This is a genomic window from Streptomyces venezuelae (assembly GCF_008642275.1).
GTDB classification, from domain to species: domain Bacteria; phylum Actinomycetota; class Actinomycetes; order Streptomycetales; family Streptomycetaceae; genus Streptomyces; species Streptomyces venezuelae_E.
This window is the reverse complement of sequence record NZ_CP029189.1, coordinates 3005495-3024241: the sequence shown is the minus strand read 5'-3', so window position 1 is coordinate 3024241 and position 18747 is coordinate 3005495. Positions and strand designations below refer to the sequence as shown.

General features: G+C 73.3%; 10 protein-coding genes. 6 read left to right on the top strand and 4 right to left on the bottom strand.

Annotation, left to right across the window (positions count from 1 at the left end):
- Positions 1-51 precede the first annotated feature (51 nt).
- On the bottom strand, positions 52-1677 hold the full coding sequence (locus tag DEJ51_RS12995) for an MFS transporter (protein WP_223835779.1): 1626 nt from the start codon (positions 1675-1677) through the stop codon (positions 52-54).
- A gap of 342 nt (positions 1678-2019) precedes the next feature.
- On the opposite strand from DEJ51_RS12995, the gene DEJ51_RS12990 reads away from it, so the two are divergent.
- Together DEJ51_RS12990 and DEJ51_RS12985 are read left to right on the top strand one after the other, a co-directional pair.
- Positions 2020-2796: an ABC transporter ATP-binding protein gene (locus tag DEJ51_RS12990; RefSeq protein WP_245385273.1), complete on the top strand. Its 777-nt coding sequence runs from the start codon at positions 2020-2022 to the stop codon at positions 2794-2796.
- Positions 2793-5387, top strand: a complete 2595-nt coding sequence (locus DEJ51_RS12985; protein WP_150257733.1) for an ABC transporter permease — start codon at positions 2793-2795, stop codon at positions 5385-5387. The genes DEJ51_RS12990 and DEJ51_RS12985 overlap by 4 nt, the downstream gene beginning before the upstream one ends.
- 112 nt (positions 5388-5499) lie before the next feature.
- Here the strand turns inward: DEJ51_RS12985 and DEJ51_RS12980 are convergent, their stop codons facing one another.
- Positions 5500-6942: a DUF2079 domain-containing protein gene (locus tag DEJ51_RS12980; protein ID WP_150257732.1), complete on the bottom strand. Its 1443-nt coding sequence runs from the start codon at positions 6940-6942 to the stop codon at positions 5500-5502.
- 208 nt (positions 6943-7150) lie between these two features.
- On the opposite strand from DEJ51_RS12980, the gene mfd reads away from it, so the two are divergent.
- A complete protein-coding gene (gene mfd, locus DEJ51_RS12975) occupies positions 7151-10684 on the top strand; it encodes a transcription-repair coupling factor (protein WP_150257731.1) in 3534 nt (1177 codons plus the stop codon).
- 87 nt (positions 10685-10771) lie between these two features.
- On the opposite strand, the gene DEJ51_RS12970 is transcribed toward mfd, so the two are convergent.
- On the bottom strand, positions 10772-11485 hold the full coding sequence (locus DEJ51_RS12970; RefSeq protein ID WP_150257730.1) for a hypothetical protein: 714 nt from the start codon (positions 11483-11485) through the stop codon (positions 10772-10774).
- 215 nt (positions 11486-11700) lie between these two features.
- Here DEJ51_RS12970 and DEJ51_RS12965 point away from each other — a divergent pair, with 215 nt between their 5' ends.
- From DEJ51_RS12965 to DEJ51_RS12955, 3 genes are all read left to right on the top strand, one after another.
- Positions 11701-13791, top strand: a complete 2091-nt coding sequence (locus DEJ51_RS12965) for an N-6 DNA methylase (RefSeq protein WP_150257729.1) — start codon at positions 11701-11703, stop codon at positions 13789-13791.
- A 111-nt stretch (positions 13792-13902) separates the two neighbouring features.
- The gene (locus DEJ51_RS12960; RefSeq protein WP_150257728.1) at positions 13903-14550 is read left to right on the top strand and encodes a hypothetical protein; all 648 of its coding nucleotides are present in this window, start codon (positions 13903-13905) and stop codon (positions 14548-14550) included.
- On the top strand, positions 14547-16055 hold the full coding sequence (locus tag DEJ51_RS12955) for a serine/threonine-protein kinase (RefSeq protein ID WP_150257727.1): 1509 nt from the start codon (positions 14547-14549) through the stop codon (positions 16053-16055). Before DEJ51_RS12960 ends, DEJ51_RS12955 begins: the two co-directional genes overlap by 4 nt.
- On the opposite strand, the gene DEJ51_RS12950 is transcribed toward DEJ51_RS12955, so the two are convergent.
- The gene (locus tag DEJ51_RS12950; protein ID WP_150257726.1) at positions 16039-18474 is read right to left on the bottom strand and encodes a YfhO family protein; all 2436 of its coding nucleotides are present in this window, start codon (positions 18472-18474) and stop codon (positions 16039-16041) included. The genes DEJ51_RS12955 and DEJ51_RS12950 overlap by 17 nt on opposite strands.
- Between the last annotated feature and the right edge of the window lie 273 nt (positions 18475-18747).

Genomic DNA, 18747 nt, shown 5'->3' with positions numbered 1-18747 from the left:
ACGAGGGTCACTCAATGGCCCGGCCATGACAAGGCGACATTCCGCAGACGCCTAGTCCTGCTGCTGCTCGCGCAGTTCCGGCAGGACGGGGAACCGGCGCGGCGCCACCAGCAGCAGCACCAGCAGCGCGGCCACGGCGGCCGCCGTCGCGCCGAGGAAGATGTGCTCCACGGCGGCGGCCACGGCCTCGCGCAGGTAGCCGGCCGCGGCGGCGGGCAGCGGCTCCGGCCGGTCCAGCGCCTTCGCCACGTCGTCCAGGTGCTCCGGGAGACCGGGTACGGGGGCCTGCGCCAGGCGCGCGGCGATGGTGGCGTTGGCGACGGCGGCGAGCAGGGCGGCGCCCACGCTCTGGCCGACCTGCCGGCAGAACAGCACGGAGGCGGTCGTGGTCCCGCGCTCGGCCCAGCCCACCGTGGACTGGACGCCGACGATCAGCGGGAGCTGGAAGAGACCGAGGGCGCCGCCCAGCAGCAGCATGATCAGTGCGGGCTGCCACGGCCGGGCGGGGTAGGGCAGCAGGGTGAAGGAGAACAGGATCACCGCGGCGAGCGCGATCCCGAGGGCCGCGGTGTTGCGGAAGCCGATGCGCCGGTAGACGTGCTGGCTGCAGGCGGCGGTGACGGGCCAGCTCAGGGTCATCACCGACATGACCAGGCCGGCGCCGACCGGGCCGAGACCGAGCACGGACTGCGCGTAGGTCGGCATGAACACCATCGGGGCGACCATCAGCAGGCCGAGTGCCCCCATGGCCAGATTGACGGCGGCGATGGTGCGCCGGCGCCACACCCAGCCCGGCAGGATCGGTTCCTCGGCCCGGCGTTCCACCCGGACCACGACGACGGCCAGCAGCGCGCTCGCGCCCAGCAGTCCGAGGGAGGGCGCGGACAGCCAGGGCCAGGCGACACCGCCCTGGACGAGTGCGAAGAGCAGCAGCCCACCGCAGGCGAAGACGGCCAGCGCACCCGCCCAGTCGACCCGTCCCCGGCGTCCGGGCGACCGTTCGGGCTCGGTCAGGTGGCGGGCGATCATCCACAGGGCGAGGCCGGCCAGCGGCAGGTTGATGAGGAAGATCCAGCGCCAGTGCGCGTACGAGGCCAGCAGTCCGCCGAGCGCCGGGCCGGCCACGGCCGAGGTGGCCCAGACGCTGGACATCCGGGCCTGGATCCGCGGCCGTTCCCTGAGCGGGTAGAGGTCGGCGGCCAGGGTCTGGATCGTGCCCTGGAGGGCGCCGCCGCCCAGGCCCTGGACGATGCGGAAGGCGATGAGGGCGGCCATGTTCCAGGCGGACGCGCACAGCAGCGAACCGATGAGGAAGAGGCCGATGCCGAAGAGCAGGACGGGCTTGCGGCCGAAGGTGTCGGACAGCTTCCCGTAGACGGGCAGGGTGACGGTCACCGCGAGCAGGTAGCCGGAGAAGAGCCAGGAGAAGACGGAGAATCCGCCGAGTTCGCCCACGATCTGCGGGACGGCGGTGGCCACGATGGTGCTGTCCAGGGCGACGAGCGCCATGCCGAGCATCAGCGAGGCGACCACCGGGGCAGGGGGCCGTGCGGCCGGCCGGGCCGCGGGCGCGCCGCCGGCCGCGTTCGAGGCCGCAGGCGTGTCCCCGGGGGTGCCGGCCACGGGGCCCGGGGGTATGCCGTCCGGGTTCGCGCCGGTGCTCTCCGCCGATGCCACCGAGATTCCTTCCCCCTGCACGTAACTGCGGGGAACACCATCTCACCGCCGCGTGGCGGGCGGTATCCCCCAGGGCCGGTACGCCGAAGGACGCACTTCCCCTAGGGGTCCCTCCGCACAGAGGGCCAGGGGCCGTTCCTCCCGTCGGAGGAGGTGAGCGGCCCCGATGCCTCCTTAACTGGAACCTACGCACCAGACGCCGGGGGTGGGGGTAACCCCCGGGCGGATACGGCGATGGGCACCAGCGCGCCACGCCTCCGCCCGGCGGAGACTCATGACGGCGACGCAGGCACCGACGCAGACGTACGCATTCGAAGAGGGAGAAAGACCGTGACAACGGCTATGACCGAAACCAGGCACGGGGGTACTGGAGGGCATGCAGCCGTCGCGGCCCGGGCACGAAAGGTCGTCAAGGCCTACGGCTCCGGGGAGACGCGCGTCGTAGCCCTCGACGACGTCGACGTGGACATCATGAGCGGCCAGTTCACCGCGATCATGGGCCCCTCCGGCTCCGGCAAGTCCACGCTGATGCACTGCCTCGCCGGTCTCGACACGGTGACCAGCGGCCAGATCCACCTGGACGACACCGAGATCACCGGACTGAAGGACAAGAAGCTCACGCAGCTGCGCCGCGACCGGATCGGCTTCATCTTCCAGGCCTTCAACCTGCTGCCCACGCTCAACGCCCTGGAGAACATCACGCTCCCCATGGACATCGCGGGCCGCAAGCCCGACGCGGAGTGGCTGAACCGGGTCGTGGAGACCGTGGGCCTCGCGGGCCGGCTCAAGCACCGACCGACCGAGCTCTCCGGCGGTCAGCAGCAGCGCGTGGCGGTCGCCCGCGCCCTCGCCGCCCGCCCGCAGATCATCTTCGGCGACGAGCCGACCGGAAACCTGGACTCCAGGGCCGGCGCCGAGGTCCTCGGCTTCCTGCGCCGCTCGGTGGACGAGCTCGGCCAGACGATCGTCATGGTCACGCACGACCCGGTGGCCGCCTCCTACGCCGACCGCGTCATCTTCCTGGCCGACGGCCGGATCGTCGACGAGATGTACGGACCCACCGCCGACCAGGTCCTCGACCGCATGAAGGACTTCGACGCGCGCGGGCGGACCTCATGAGCAACACCGTCCTGAAGACCTCGCGGCGCAACTTCATCGCCCACAAGGGACGGATGGCGCTCTCCGCCGTCGCGGTCATGCTCTCCGTCGCCTTCGTCTGCGGCACCCTCGTGTTCACCGACACCATGAACACCACCTTCGACAAGCTGTTCGCCGTCACCAACTCCGATGTGACCGTCACCCCGAAGGAGGCGGAGGAAGGGGAGGAGACCTCCGACCGCGGCCGTCCCGAGACGCTGGCGGGCTCGGTCGTCGAGCAGGTCAGGAAGGCCGAGGGCGTCAAGAGCGCCGAGGGCGGCGTCGTGTCGATGTCCGTCACGATCGTCAACGCCAAGAACGAGAACCTGGGCTCGACCACCGGCGCCCCGACCATCGCGGGCAACTGGAGCGACAACGAGCTCAAGTCCATGAAGATCACCTCGGGCAACGCGCCGCGCGGCCCGACCGAGGTGATGGTCGACGCCGACACCGCCGAGAAGCACCACCTGAAGCTCGGTGACGAGCTGCGCACGATCGCCATCACCGGCGACATCCGCGCCAGGATCACCGGTATCGCCACCTTCACCGTGACCAACCCGGGCGCGGCCGTCGTCTACTTCGACACGGCCACCGCGCAGAAGTCGCTGCTCGGCTCCCCCGACTCCTTCACGCACGTCAACGTCACCGCCGTGGACGGGGTGAGCGACGAGCAGCTCAAGCAGAACGTCGCGAGCGCCCTCAAGGCTGCCGGCGCGGACACCTACAAGCTCCAGACCGCCAAGGAAGCCGCGGACGCCAACCGCAAGGACGTCGGCTCCTTCCTCGACGTCATGAAGTACGTGATGCTCGGCTTCGCCGGCATCGCCTTCCTCGTCGGCATCTTCCTGATCTTCAACACCTTCTCCATGCTGGTGGCCCAGCGCACCCGCGAGATCGGCCTGATGCGTGCCATCGGCGCCGACAGCGGGCAGGTCCTCAAGTCCGTGGTCGTCGAGGCCTTCCTGCTCGGCGTGGTCGGCTCGGTCCTGGGCGTCGCCGCGGGCGTGGGCCTGGCCGTCGGCCTGATGGCCCTCATGGGCCAGATGGGCATGCACCTGTCCACCGACGACCTGACGGTCGCCTGGACCACGCCCGTCGCCGGCATCGTCCTCGGCGTCATCGTCACCGTCGTCTCCGCCTTCGTCCCGGCCCGCCGGGCCGGCAAGGTCTCCCCGATGGCCGCACTGCGCGAGTCCGGAACCCCGGGCGACAAGAAGGCCGGCGTCGTGCGCGCCGTCCTCGGCCTCGTCCTCACCGGCATCGGCGGCGCGGCGCTCTACCTCGCCACCGCCGCCGAGAAGGCCGGACCCGGATCGATGTGGCTGGGCCTGGGCGTCGTCCTCAGCCTCATCGGCTTCATCGTGATCGGCCCGCTGCTCGCCGCGGGCGTGGTGCGGGTGCTCTCCGGTGTGGTCCTGCGGCCCTTCGGGTCCGTGGGCCGGCTCGCCGAACGCAACGCCCTGCGCAACCCGCGCCGCACCGGTGCCACCGCCGCCGCGCTGATGATCGGCCTGGCGCTGGTCGCCTGCCTGTCCGTGGTCGGCTCCTCGATGGTGGCCTCCGCCACCGACGAGCTCGACAAGTCGGTCGGCGCGGACTACATCGTCGCCTCCGAGTCCGGCCAGCCCGTCCTGCCGCTGGCCGAGCAGGCCCTGCGCGCCACCGCCGGCCTCGACCACGTCACCGCCTACCGCCAGCTGGAGGCCACGCTCACCGCGCCCGACGGCACCACCGAGAAGACCGAGCTCGGCGCGACCGACCCGACGTACGCCAAGGACATCCGGCGCAAGATGACGGCCGGCGAGCACGCGGCCGCCTACGGCGCCGGCTCCATGTCGGTCGGCTCCCTCTACGCCACCGCGCACGGCATCAAGACCGGTGACGAGATCAAGGTCGCCTTCACCGGCGGCAAGACGGTCGCGCTGAAGGTCGCGGCGATCACCAGTGACGAGGGCAACCTCGACAAGGGCATGAAGTACATCAGCACCGAGACCGCACGGGCGAACGTGCCGGCGGACCGGATGCCGCTCCCCTTCATGCTGCTCGCCAGCGCGCAGGACGGTCAGGCCGCCGACACCGCCTACGCCTCGGTCAAGGCCGCGATGGCGCAGTACCCGCAGTACGCCGTGCGCAACCAGGCCGACTACAAGCAGGCCCTGAAGGACCAGGTCGGCCAGCTGCTGAACATGGTCTACGGGCTGCTCGGCCTCGCGATCGTCGTCGCGGTCCTGGGCGTCGTGAACACCCTGGCCCTCTCGGTGGTCGAGCGGACCCGCGAGATCGGCCTGATGCGCGCCATCGGCCTCTCCCGCCGCCAGCTGCGCCGCATGATCCGCCTGGAGTCGGTGGTCATCGCCCTCTTCGGCGCCCTGCTCGGCCTCGGGCTGGGCATGGGCTGGGGCGCGACCGCGCAGCAGCTGCTCGCGCTCGAAGGCCTCAAGGTGCTGGAGATCCCGTGGCCGACGATCCTCGGGGTGTTCGCCGCGTCGGCTTTCGTGGGCCTGTTCGCCGCACTGGTCCCGGCCTTCCGGGCAGGGCGGATGAACGTACTGAACGCGATCGCGAGCGAGTAACCGTTCCGCGTTCGTCCGGGGGAATGCCGGTCCGGGACCTCGGGTCCCGGACCGGCGTCGTTCCCGGGGCCGGTCGTTCCCGGGGCCGGTCCGGGCCGGGGCCGGCCCCCGGTCACTGCCGCTGCATCAGGACGATGCCGGCGGCCTCACCCACCAGGGTGAACCGCTCGTCGGGGTGGAGCTGGCGGGCGTAGCCGGTCGGGTCCTCGCCGGCCCACTTCGAGGAGTTGTCGATGGTGATCCAGTCGGGGACCACGCCCTTGCTGCCGCCGATCCACAGCACGCGGCAGCGGGAGGTCAGCCGGGTCAGCGGGGTGGTGTCGGCCTCCACGGTCGCCCCGTCGGGGATCCGGGCCAGGAGCCGTTCGATGGCCGTGACCCGCTCGGGTTTTTCGTACGTACGGGCCTCGGCGAGCTTGGCCGTCGGCATGGCGGTCGCGCTCAGGGCGAGGGCGGCGGCCAGGACGGCGGCCGGCAGCTGCAGGGCGTACGAGCGCAGCCAGGGCCGCTCGCCGCGCCGGACGGTGTCGATGGCGTCGACCAGGGCGAGGGCCACGACGGGCATGAGGACGGCGCTGTAGTGCCAGTCCGTGGACCAGTAGTGGTCGTCCCCGGACAGGAACCGCCAGCCGAGGGTCGGTGCGGCCACCAGGAGCAGCGGCGAGCGCAGCGCGAGCAGCCCGGAGGTGGGGATCAGCACCCAGGCCAGGGTGGTGAGCTTGGTGCCGATCCCGCCGAGCGGGCCCGCCCCGTCGATCTTGTCCCAGTAGCCGTATCCCGCGGTGGCGAAGGCCGGTATCAGGACGGTGAACACCAGGACCGCGAAGACGCAGGCCGCGCCGGCCACGCCGAGCGCGGTCAGGGCGGTCCGCCGGTCGGTGGTCCGGGCCCGCCAGGCCACCACCACGGCCAGTGCGGCGAGCGTGAAGCCGAGGTCCTCCTTGACGAGGACCAGGGGCAGCCCCCACAGCAGGGCGGCCCGCCAGCGCCGGGCGAGGACCGCCTCCAGGGCGAAGGCCAGCAGGGGCACGGCGAAGGCGATCTCGTGGAAGTCGAACTCGACGGCCCGCTGGATGCCCCAGGAGAGCCCGTACGCGATGCCGACGGCGAGCCCCCGGGCCCGGCCGAGGAAGCGTACGGCCGCCCGGGTGACGGGCACGGCGGACAGCGCGAACAGCGCCGACTGCACGACCAGCAGCGTGACGGGCCCGGGGAAGACCCGGTAGACGGGGGCGACGAGCGCGATGATCGGGCTGAAGTGGTCCCCGAGGATGTTGGCCCCGGGACCCTTCAGGTCGGCGACGGGCTCCTGCAGGTGCGCGTAGGCGCGGATCGCCTGCTCGAAGATCCCCAGGTCCCAGGAGGCCCAGTCCATCCGCCGGAACCGCCCGACGGAAAGGATCAGGTAGACGAGGAACATCCCGGCCGCGACGAGCCAGGGCGGTGCCCATGCGTACCGGTCCGGCTTCGCGGATGCCGGTACCACCGGCGCCGGGCGGGCTATCGCATCGCTCGTCACGGACTCGTGCTCCTCGGCCGTTCGGCGTGAACTCATACGGAAGGGACGCGGCGAGCTCAGGCGGTGGTTACGTCGACATCGTAAAGCGGGAGCAACGTCACAAGGGCGAGGAGGGCCGGGAGCCGGCGCCGTGCCCCGAATCCCTCGCGCGTCGCCGGGGCCGCCGTCGTAGGGTGGGAACCCCCGGCCCGTACGACGTGTCGGGTCCTTCGCGTTGCCCTTTCACCGGACGGAAAGCCTCTTCATGAGCCTGCACGGACTGCTCGACGCCGTCACCCGTGATGCCGCCCTCGCCGAGGCGGTCGGCGCGGCCGGGGACGGCAAGCGCATGCACGTGGACCTGGTCGGCCCCGCCGCCGCACGTCCCTTCGCGATCGCCGCGCTGGCCCGGCAGACCGGGCGGACCGTCCTGGCGGTCACCGCCACCGGGCGTGAGGCCGAGGACCTGGCCGCCGCGCTGCGCTCCCTGCTGCCCCCCGACGAGGTGGTGGACTACCCGTCCTGGGAGACCCTGCCCCACGAGCGGCTCAGCCCGCGCAGCGACACCATGGGCCGCCGGCTCGCCGTCCTGCGCCGCCTGGTGCACCCGAGCAAGGACGACCCGGCGGCGGGTCCCGTGAGCGTGCTCGTCGCGCCCATCCGGTCCGTGCTCCAGCCGCAGGTCAAGGGGCTCGGGGACCTGGTGCCCGTCAGCCTGCGCCACGGTGGCGCCGCCGACCTCGGCGAGGTCACCGAGGCGCTGGCGGCCGCCGCGTACGCGCGGGTCGAGCTCGTCGAGAAGCGCGGGGAGTTCGCCGTCCGCGGCGGCATCCTCGATGTGTTCCCGCCCACCGAGGAACACCCGCTGCGCATCGAGTTCTGGGGCGACGAGGTCGAGGAGATCCGCTACTTCAAGGTCGCCGACCAGCGTTCCCTGGAGATCGCCGAGCACGGGCTGTGGGCCCCGCCCTGCCGTGAGCTGCTGCTGACCGACGCGGTACGGGAGCGGGCGGCGGCCCTCGCCGAGGCGCACCCCGAGCTCGGCGAACTGCTGCACAAGATCGCCGAGGGGATCGCGGTGGAGGGCATGGAGTCCCTCGCCCCGGTCCTCGTCGACGAGATGGAACTGCTGATCGACGTGCTGCCGGCCGGGTCGATGGCCGTGGTCTGCGACCCGGAGCGGGTCCGGACCCGGGCCGCCGACCTCGTGGCGACGAGCCAGGAGTTCCTGATGGCGTCCTGGGCGGCCACCGCGGGCGGCGGCGAGGCCCCCATCGACGTCGGCGCGGCCTCGCTGCGCGGGATCGCGGACGTCCGCGACCGGGCCCGCGAGCTGGGCATGATGTGGTGGTCCGTGTCCCCCTTCGCCGCCGACGAGAGCGCGGGCGGCAGCGACACCCTCAAGCTCGGCATGCACGCCCCGGAGGCCTACCGCGGCGACACCGCCCGGGCACTGGCCGACACCAAGGGCTGGATCGCCGACGGCTGGCACACCGTCTACCTCACCGAGGGCCACGGCCCGGCCGCCCGTACCGTCGAGGTGCTCGGCGGCGAGGGCATCGCGGCCCGGCTGGAGCCGGAACTGCGGGTGCTGGAGCCGAGCCTGGTGCACGTCGCCTGCGGTTCGCTCGACAACGGCTTCGTCGACCCGGTGCTGCGCCTGGCCGTCCTCACCGAGACCGACCTGACCGGTCAGCGCACCGCCACCAAGGACCTCGGCCGGATGCCGACCCGGCGCCGCAAGACCATCGACCCGCTGACCCTGGAGGCCGGCGACTACATCGTCCACGAGCAGCACGGCGTGGGCCGCTACGTCGAGATGGTCCAGCGCACGGTGCAGGGCGCCACCCGTGAGTACCTGCTGGTGGAGTACGCGCCGGCCAAGCGCGGGCAGCCCGGCGACCGGCTCTACATCCCCACCGACCAGCTGGAGCAGGTCACCAAGTACGTGGGCGGCGAGGCCCCGACCCTGCACCGGCTCGGCGGCGCCGACTGGACCAAGACCAAGGCGCGCGCGAAGAAGGCGGTCAAGGAGATCGCCGCCGACCTCATCAAGCTGTACAGCGCGCGCATGGCGGCCCCCGGCCACACGTTCGGGCCGGACACCCCCTGGCAGCGGGAGCTGGAGGACGCCTTCCCGTACGCGGAGACGCCCGACCAGCTCACCACCATCGCCGAGGTCAAGGAGGACATGGAGAAGTCCGTCCCCATGGACCGGCTGATCTGCGGCGACGTGGGTTACGGCAAGACCGAGATCGCCGTGCGCGCCGCGTTCAAGGCGGTGCAGGACGGCAAGCAGGTCGCCGTCCTGGTCCCGACCACCCTGCTCGTGCAGCAGCACTTCGGCACCTTCTCCGAGCGCTACAGCCAGTTCCCCGTCAAGGTGAAGGCGCTCTCGCGGTTCCAGAGCGAGACCGAGTCCAAGGCCACCCTGGAGGGGCTGAAGGAGGGCTCGGTGGACGTGGTCATCGGCACGCACCGGCTGTTCTCCCAGGAGACCCGGTTCAAGGACCTGGGCCTGGTCATCGTCGACGAGGAGCAGCGCTTCGGCGTGGAGCACAAGGAGCAGCTGAAGAAGCTCCGCGCCAACGTGGACGTGCTCACGATGTCCGCGACGCCGATCCCGCGCACCCTGGAGATGGCGGTGACCGGCATCCGCGAGATGTCGACGATCACCACCCCGCCGGAGGAGCGGCACCCGGTGCTCACCTTCGTCGGGCCGTACGAGGAGAAGCAGATCGGCGCGGCCGTCCGCCGCGAGCTGCTGCGCGAGGGCCAGTGCTTCTACATCCACAACCGGGTCGAGTCCATCGACCGGGCGGCCGCGAAGCTGCGTGAGATCGTGCCCGAGGCGCGGATCGCGACGGCCCACGGCCAGATGTCGGAGCAGGCCCTGGAGCAGGTCGTCGTGGACTTCTGGGAGAAGAAGTTCGACGTGCTCGTCTCCACCACCATCGTCGAGTCGGGCATCGACATCTCCAACGCCAACACCCTGATCGTGGAGCGCGGCGACAACTTCGGCCTCAGCCAGCTGCACCAGCTGCGCGGCCGCGTCGGGCGCGGCCGCGAGCGCGGGTACGCGTACTTCCTGTACCCGCCGGAGAAGCCGCTGACGGAGACCGCGCACGAGCGGCTCGCGACGATCGCCCAGCACACCGAGATGGGCGCCGGCATGTACGTGGCGATGAAGGACCTGGAGATCCGCGGCGCGGGCAATCTGCTCGGCGGCGAGCAGTCCGGTCACATCGCGGGCGTCGGCTTCGACCTCTACATCCGGATGGTCGGCGAGGCCGTGGCCGACTACCGGGCCGCCGTCGAGGGAGGGGTGGAGGAGGAGCCGCCGCTGGAGGTCAAGATCGAGCTGCCGGTCGACGCGCACGTCCCGCACGACTACGCGCCGGGCGAGCGGCTGCGCCTGCAGGCGTACCGGTCGATCGCCTCCGCCACCTCCGAGGCGGACATCAAGGCCGTACGGGAGGAGCTCACCGACCGCTACGGCAAGCTGCCGGAGCCGGTGGAGAACCTGCTGCTGGTGGCCGGGTTGCGGATGCTGGCCCGGGCCTGCGGGGTCGGGGACATCACCCTCCAGGGCAACAACGTCCGCTTCGGGCCGGTGGAGCTGCGTGAGTCGCAGGAGCTGCGGCTCAAGCGGCTCTACCCGGGGACGGTGCTCAAGCCCGCCACCGCGCAGGTGCTGGTCCCGCGTCCGAAGGCGGGCAAGATCGGTGGAAAGCCGGTGGTCGGACGGGAACTGCTGGCCTGGACGGGGGAGTTCCTCACCACCATCCTCGGTTCGTAGCGCCCGTCGGCGGGCGCGGTGCGTGAACGGCCGTGGCCGGGGACCTGTGAGGTCCCCGGCCACGGCCGTTCTCGCGTGTGCGCGGGCTCAGCCGAGCTGGTCCGCGTCGATGACGTCCTTGCCGGTCGGCGCCTCGGCGTTCACCGGCTTGTCGATGCCGGTGAAGGAGACCTCGGCCGGCTCCTTGCCGGTGACGCTCGCCTTGAGCAGGTACGGCTTGCCCTCGGTGGCCACCAGCAGGGTCTCGGTGCCCTCGTCGGTCTTGGTGGTCAGGGTGAGGGCCTTGCGGCCGTCGACCGAGGTGACCTTGCCCTTCTCCGCGCCCTTGCTGTCGTCGAACTCCTTGAGGAGCTCGTCGAGGTCGCACAGGGAGGCGAGTTCCTTCGCGTCGGCGTCCGTGGTCTTCGACTTCAGCCAGTGGCCGGCCAGCATCTTGACCGCCTCGTCCGCCTGGTCCTTGGGCAGGTCCTTCATCTGGGCGCGGTAGAAGGGCTCGTCCGCCTTGATGAACACGAACTCGGCGTTGCGGATCAGCTCGAAGGCGCCCTCCTGGCCGGCGATCGTGCCCCGGCAGTCGCCGGTCTTGCTGACCGCCATGTTCAGCTCCAGCGGCTTGCCCCCGTCCCAGACCTTGCCGCTGACGGTGAGCGAGGAGGCGCCGCGCAGGGCGTCCACGGACTTGTCCGCCACCTCCGAGCCGGACAGGTCCGCGAACGGGCCCGACGCGAAGCACCCGGTCAGGCCGACGGCGGCGGCGCAGGCGAGGGCGGCGGTGACGGTGAAGCGGTGAGCGGTGCGCATGGGGACTCTCTAGGGCATCTGGAAGGCGGCGGTAAAGGAAGATTAAAGGAGAAGCGGAAGATTGTATTCCGCCCAGCCCGGAACGCAAGGATCCGGCGGGTGAAGACGCCCCGATCACAGCAGATGTTCGTGAACCGAGTCAACATGATTCACGGAAGTTCTTCAGTTCACGCTGTGAATCGGCCTCTTCGGTGTGAGCGGGTATGCTCCCCCGCATGTCCGAGGAGAACGCCGCAGCACCGGCCACGGCAGCAGACGCAGCGGCAGCAGAGGCAGCGGCAGCAGAGGCCACTGCGGCCGAGGTCACCTCGGCCGAGGTCGCCCGCCTGGCCGGAGTCGGCCGCGCGGCCGTGAGCAACTGGCGGCGCCGCCACGCCGACTTCCCCAAGCCCGTCGGCGGCACCGAGACCAGCCCCTCCTTCTCCCTGGACGAGGTGGAGCACTGGCTGCGCGCCCAGGGCAAGCTCGCCGAGGTCCCGCTGCGCGAACGCGTCTGGCGGCAGATCACCGCCCACCCCGGCGGAGCCGTCACCGCACTCGTCAAGGCCGGCGGCGCCCTGCTCGTCGTACGGGACCGGCCCGCCCACTGGCTGGAGCTGACCGCCGTCTCCGACGAGCGCATGGCCACCCTGCTGCGGCCCGTCCTCGACCAGGTGCTCGGCGCGCGCCTCGGGCCCGGCCACGCGCTCGCCGAGATCCCGCTGCACCCGGCCGCCATGCCGCTGCTGCGGGCCGCCGCCGAACTCGCCGCCGAACTCGGGGCGCGCCAGGCCTTCGAGTTCCTCCTCGGGCGCCACCTCGACGCCAACCCCCGCCAGTACACGCTCACCCCGGACGGCCTCGCCGCCCTCATGGCCGCCCTCGCCGGGCCCTCCTCCCGCACCGTCCTCGACCCCGCCTGCGGAACCGGCACCCTGCTGCGCGCCGTCCCCGGCGCCACCGCCCTGTACGCGCAGGACTCCGCGCCCGAACTCGCCGCCCTCGCCGCCCTGCGCCTCGCCCTGAACGGAACGCCCCAGGTCCGCGCGGCCGCCGCCGACAGCCTGCGGGCCGACGCCTTCGCCCAGGACACCGTCGACGCCGTGCTCTGCCACCCGCCGTTCAACGAACGCGGCTGGGGCCACGAGGAACTGGCCTACGACCCGCGCTGGGAATACGGCTTCCCGGCCCGCACCGAATCCGAACTCGCCTGGATCCAGCACGCCCTGGCCCACCTGCGCGAGGGCGGCACCGCCGTACTGCTCATGCCGCCCGCCGTCGCCGCCCGCCGCTCCGGCCGCCGCATCCGCGCCGACCTGCTGCGCCGCGGCGCACTGCGGGCCGTCGTCGCGCTCCCGGCCGGCGCCGCGCCCCCGTACGGGATCCCCCTGCACGTGTGGGTGCTGCGCCGGCCGGCCCCGCACGCGGCGCCCCCGGCCGGGCTGCTGCTCGTCGACACCGCGGCCCTCGCCGCCGACGAGGGACTGCGTTCCGCCTGGCCCGCCGTGCACGGCGCGGTGACGGACGCCTGGAGCGCGTACGACCGCACCGGATCGGTGGCCGAGGCGCCGGGCGTCCGCCGCGTCGTCCCCGTCATCGAGCTGCTCGACGACGACGTGGACCTCACCCCCGCCCGCCACCTGCCCCCGCCGGCCGCCGGCGGCGGTCCCGCCGAACTGACCGCCGTACGGGAGAGGCTGGGCGAGACCCTCGGCAGGGCCGCCCGGCTCACCCCGCCGCCCGCGGCCGCGCCCGCCGGGGGCACGGCCCGGCCGCCGATGACCACCGTCGGCGAACTCGCCCGCGCCGGAGCCCTGGAACTGCACACCGGCACCGGTGGCGGCACCGGATCCGCCCCCGTCCTCACCGAACAGGACGTCTGCACCGGAGGCGGCCCGTCCGGCACCCTCGTGCCCGGAACCGACGAGCCCGTGCTCACCGCCCCCGGCGACGTGCTCGTCCCCCTCGTCGGCGGCGCGGCCGTCGCCCGGGTCGTCGACGAGGCCGTCGCGGGCGCCGTACCGGGCCGCGGCCTGGCCCTGCTGCGCCCCGACCCGGACGCCCTCGACCCGTGGTTCCTGGCCGGATTCCTGCGCGGCACCGCCAACACCCGCCGCGCCAGCAGCCACGCCTCCACCGCCACCCGGCTCGACGTACGCCGGCTCCAGCTGCCCCGGCTGCCCCTGGCGCAGCAGCAGAGCTACGGGCTCCGCTTCCGCGCGCTCGCCGAGTTCGAGGACGCGCTGCGGCTCGCGGGGCGGCTCGGCGAACAACTCGTGCAGGGGTTCCACGACGGCCTCTCCGACGGCACGGTCACGCCGGAGTGAACGGCCGTGCAGCGAGCGTGCAACGGTTGCGCGCATCCCCTCACCCCTGGCCGGGAACGCTGTATACCCTCAGACCCGAAACCTCTTCCGCACGGCCCGTCAGGAGCAGCGATGCACGGCCCCGGCCTTCCGCCGCAGCACGGCCCCCAGTCCGACTCCGGGGGCGTGATGGCACTGCGCGTGGTGTTCGTGCTGCTGCCCGTCCTCAGCTGCGGCTTCCTCGCCTGGGGTTCCCTGCTGCGGCTCGCCCTGGTCACCCGCAAGTCCCGTGACTGGACGCTGCTGGTGGTCAGCGGTGTGCTGGCCGTCGTGTGGATGGCGCTCATCCAGGCCGACCCGACGCCCGAGGTCAACGGCTGGCAGGGCAACCTGGGCGCCGGCGGCTCGATCTTCAGCGGTCTCGCGATCTGCGTGTACTTCCTCGTCGCCGACATCAAGCACCACGAGGCCCGGCGGGCGGCCCTGACCGCGCAGTGGTACCCGGCGCAGTCCGCTCCCTACGTCCACCCGCAGCCGTCCGGGCCCGCCTACGGGTACCCGCCGGCCACGGCCACCACCCGGCCCTCCACCCCGGCCCCGGCCCCCGCGCCGGCGCCGGCCCCTCCGCAGGTGCCGCCGCAGCCGACCCCGCCCCCGCGCATCGGGCAGGTCCGCGCCGAACTCGACGAACTCAGCGAGCTGCTGCGCAAGCAGACCCCGCCGGCCGGGGCCCCCCGCCAGGATCCCCACCAGACCCCGTTCCAGGACCCGCAGCAGTGACCGACCGGCTCATCGGCGACCGCTACCAGCTCGCGACCATCCTCGGCCAGGGCGGCATGGGCCAGGTGTGGACCGCGTACGACCGGCGCCTCGACCGCCGCGTCGCCGTCAAACTGCTGCGCCCCGACAAGGTCGCCGGCCCCGGCACCGTCGCCGAGGAGCTGCGCCGCCGCTTCGTGCGCGAGTGCCGGGTCACCGCCCAGGTCGACCACCCCGGCCTGGTCACCGTGCACGACGCGGGCAGCGACGGCGACGAACTCTTCCTCGTCATGGGCTACGTGGAGGGCGCGGACCTCGCCGACCACCTCGCCGAGCACGACCCCTATCCCTGGCAGTGGGCGGTCGCCGTCGTCGCGCAGCTGTGCTCGGTCCTGTCGGCCGTGCACGCGGTGCCGATCGTGCACCGGGACCTGAAGCCGCGCAACGTGATGGTCCGGCCGGACGGCACCGTGCTCGTCCTGGACCTCGGCGTGGCCTCGGTCATGGACACCGACACCACCCGCCTCACCAGCACCGGCTCACCCATCGGCAGCCCCGCCTACATGGCCCCCGAGCAGGCCATGGGCGGCGCCGTGGGCCCGTACACCGACCTGTACGCCCTCGGCGTGCTGCTGTACGAACTCCTCAGCGGCAACGTCCCCTTCGCCGGCTCCACCGCCCTCGGGGTCCTGCACCGCCACCTGTACGAGCCCCCGCTGCCGGTCCGCCAGATGCGCCCGGAGATCCCCCCGGAGCTGGAGAAGCTCCTGCTGCACCTCCTCGCCAAGGACCCGCAGGACCGGCCCTCCTCCGCCCAGGAGGTCTACGAGGCCCTGGCCCCGCTGCTGCCCGCCCGCGGCAGCCGCACCCCGTCCGGCCCGCTCGACCCGACCCGCCCGTTCCTGCGCCCGCAGGCCCCCTGGCCCGACCGGGCGACGGTCGTCCCGCCGCGGCCGAGCACCCCGCCCGCCCCGCCCAAGGCCGACGTCCCCGGCGCCGTGGACGAGGCCCGCAAGCTCCTGGACCAGGGGCAGCTCACCCAGGCCGTGGACATCCTCGGCGGCATCCTCCCGGCGGCCGCCGCCGAGCACGGGGAGCACTCCCCGGTGGTCCGCTCCCTGCGCAAGCAGTACGCCGCCACCCTCATGGACGACGGCCAGTACCGGCGCGCGCTGCCGGAACTGCGCCGCCTCGCCGACGAGTTCCCGGCCGGGGACCCCCAGTCGCTGCGCTTCCGCTACGACTCGGCCCAGTGCCTGGAGCAACTGGGCGAGCCCGCCGCCGCCCTGGCGGAGTACCGCTCGCTGCTCCCGTTCTTCGAGAACCACTACGCCAACCCGGACCCGGGCCTGCCGCTGGAGGTCCGCCGCCGGATCGCCCACCTGCTGCTCTCCCTCGGCGACCGGCAGGCGGCCCACGACACCCTGGCCCGGCTGCTGTTCGACGCGGAACGGCTGCACGGCCCGGCCCACCCCTTCCCGGCCGAGATACGCCGCACCCTGCACTGGCTCAGCCAGGTCCGCTGACCCGCCGCCGGGTCCGGCCCCGCAGGGCCACGGCCGCCCAGATCCCCAGCGCGACCGCCAGGGACGCCAGCCCCGGGACCAGCCCCGGCGGGCGGAACGCGCAGCTCACCCGGGTGGTGCCGGGGGAGAGCGGGGCCGCCACCAGGCCCAGGTGGCTGGAGGCCGGCCGGCCGTTGCAGGTCCAGCCGGCGATCGCGGGGACCGAGAGGACCGCCGTCCCCGCGGCCCCCTGCGGCAGTTCGGCCCGGACCCCCGAGGAGCCGACCCGGACCGAGGTCGCGGCCGTCGCCCGCAGCCCGGCCACCGCCGCGTCGAGCCGGGCCCGGTCCAGGCAGGACAGGGCCCACCGCGGGGGCGGGGCCGCGTCGAAGACCAGCGCCGAGGAGGCCCCGCGGGAGGGGCCCATCGGCTGGAGGGCGGCCCGGTTGCGGGGCGCGTTGCCGTTCAGACGGAAGGCGGGGCCGTCCGCGAGGCGGGCCGTCGCGTTGTACTCGGGGGCCCACAGGAAGGCCTCCGTGCCCGCCCGGCACACCCCCGGCGCGAGCGGATCCTCGTACACCCGGGCGCCGAGCAGCGCTTCCTGGTTGGCGAAGGGGGAGTCGTCGGTGTAGGCGGGCGCGGGGCCGGGCGGGCGGGTCGTCACCAGCGGGGGCACCTGCGCCCGGCGGACCGAGCCGTCGGGCTGCAGACGTGCGCCGACCGCGAAGACGGCGTCCGTCACCGGGTTGTCGATGCTCTGGACGTTGCGGCCGCGCGAGGTCCAGCCCGCCCCGAGTGCGACCATCGTGCGGGTGAACACGTCCGGGGTGTGGCTGCTGTAGTACGCGCCGCCCTCGCCGCCGAGCAGCAGCGGGTCGTTGCCCGTCAGGGCGGGCCGGCCCGGGTCGGTACGGTACGCCGGCCAGCCGTCCGCACCGGCCAGGGCCTCGGCGCGCGCGGTGTGCGCAGGCCCCCAGGACGGGTAGTCGTCCAGGCCGCCCAGCTTGCCCTTGTGGCCGTAGGCGGTGGTCGCCGCGGCCTGTGCCAGCAGGACCAGCGCGAGCAGTGCGGCCGCCGGCCGGGCGAGGCGCCGGTGGCGCAGCGCCCACCAGGCCGCGGCCGCCATCGCCAGCCCGCCGGCGAAGAGCGCGTATCCCGCCGCCGTCACCAGGGGGCTGTCGTGCGCCCACAGCACGGCGGCCGCGAGTACGCCCGTACCCGCGGCCAGGGCCGGCGGCCTCGGCAGGCCCGCGGCCAGCCCGGTCCAGGCGGCGATCACGGCGATCCCGGCCAGCACGAAGGTCTGCCGGTACGGGCTTCCGTTCGGGGTGGCGAACAGGTGCCAGGCCAGGTGCGTGGGCGCCCACTGCAGGGACAGCGCCACGGCCGCGGTCAGCCCCGCCCACCACAGCCGGGTGCGCGCGGGGACCGCCCGGTGGAAGGGGAGCGCGGCCACCAGCAGCAGGGTCCCGGTGCCGACGAAGACGGCGGGGGAGGAGAAGGAGTACGTCCCCGGCAGCAGCCGGGCGAACAGGTCCGCCCAGGTCACCGGCCGGAACTCCCTGACCCACCCCGGGTAGGCCTGCCCGGAGCTGAGGAAGAGCGGCAGGAGCACGGGCACCGCGAGCGCGATCCCGAGCACGGTCGTCCCGGCGCCCCGGGCGATCACCGCCAGCCGGGCCCGGGCGCCCTCCCGGGTGAGGACCACCCGTACCAGCAGCACCAGCGCCGCACCCAGCGTCGCCATGTAGGCGGTGTAGAAGTTCGCCGTCCAGCAGACCGCGACGACCAGCGGCGCAAGCAGGATCCGGCGCCCGCGCAGGGCCCATTCACCGGTCAGGCACAGCAGGGGGAAGGCGATCAGCCCGTCCAGCCACATCGGGTTGTACGAGGCCTCGATCACCGACCAGCCGCACAGCGCGTACGAGGCCCCGAGCAGCCCGGCCGCCCACCAGGGCCCGCGGCGCTGGGTGCGCAGCAGCCAGGCCGTCGCGGCCGCCGCGGCCGACATCTTGAGCACGGTGACGACGTACACGGCGAGGTCGATGTCCGTGCGCGGGAAGAGCCCGACGAGGACGGCGAACGGGCTGGTCAGATAGGTACCCAGGTCCGGCAGGAAGCTCATGCCGTAACCGGAGCGCCAGTTGAACAGCAGCCCGCCCTCCGCGCGGCCGTGCAGCAGGTCCCACAGCTGTGCGTGGAAGGGGACGAACTGGTTGCCGAGGTCGTTGATGCTGCGGTGGCGCGGCCCGTAGGGGAACACGCGGGCGGCGGCGTCCCCGGCGCACACGGCCACCGCCGTGAGCAGGGCGGCGAGCCCCGAGCCGAGCAGACTCCGGCGGCGTGGTGACGGGCGCGGCGAGCGGCCCGGGGGGCGGGGCGGTGCGGGAGACGGCGCGGGACGCGGTGCGGGACGCGGCGAGCGGTGCGTTGTCGACATGGTGGGCCGACCTTGGCAGGGCCGGGTGACCGAAGGGTGGCCTCAGGGTTGCCGGTGGCCGATCCGGCCCGGCCGGCGGGGCATCCCCGAGGGGCGGGGTCCCCAGAACGGGTGACGGGTGGCGCGCCGGACCCGCCGGTGCCCGCCGGCTCGCCTATGAACGGTGCGTGTTCGGTCCGCGCGTGAATCGTTGGTCGAACCGGTGGTCCGGATCACCGTGACCTCATACCATCGATCACCGCACGGCCCTTTGTGCACCGACGCACAATCTCC

Bases quoted from the DNA above. Each gene is read 5' to 3' on its own strand.
- DEJ51_RS12990 (WP_245385273.1), top strand. From the start codon at position 2,020: ATGACCGAAACCAGGCACGGGGGTACTGGAGGGCATGCAGCCGTCGCG.
- DEJ51_RS12985 (WP_150257733.1), top strand. From the start codon at position 2,793: ATGAGCAACACCGTCCTGAAGACCTCGCGGCGCAACTTCATCGCCCAC.
- DEJ51_RS12980 (WP_150257732.1), bottom strand. From the start codon at position 6,942: ATGAGTTCACGCCGAACGGCCGAGGAGCACGAGTCCGTGACGAGCGAT.
- mfd (WP_150257731.1), top strand. From the start codon at position 7,151: ATGAGCCTGCACGGACTGCTCGACGCCGTCACCCGTGATGCCGCCCTC.
- DEJ51_RS12970 (WP_150257730.1), bottom strand. From the start codon at position 11,485: ATGCGCACCGCTCACCGCTTCACCGTCACCGCCGCCCTCGCCTGCGCC.
- DEJ51_RS12965 (WP_150257729.1), top strand. From the start codon at position 11,701: ATGTCCGAGGAGAACGCCGCAGCACCGGCCACGGCAGCAGACGCAGCG.
- DEJ51_RS12960 (WP_150257728.1), top strand. From the start codon at position 13,903: ATGCACGGCCCCGGCCTTCCGCCGCAGCACGGCCCCCAGTCCGACTCC.
- DEJ51_RS12950 (WP_150257726.1), bottom strand. From the start codon at position 18,474: ATGTCGACAACGCACCGCTCGCCGCGTCCCGCACCGCGTCCCGCGCCG.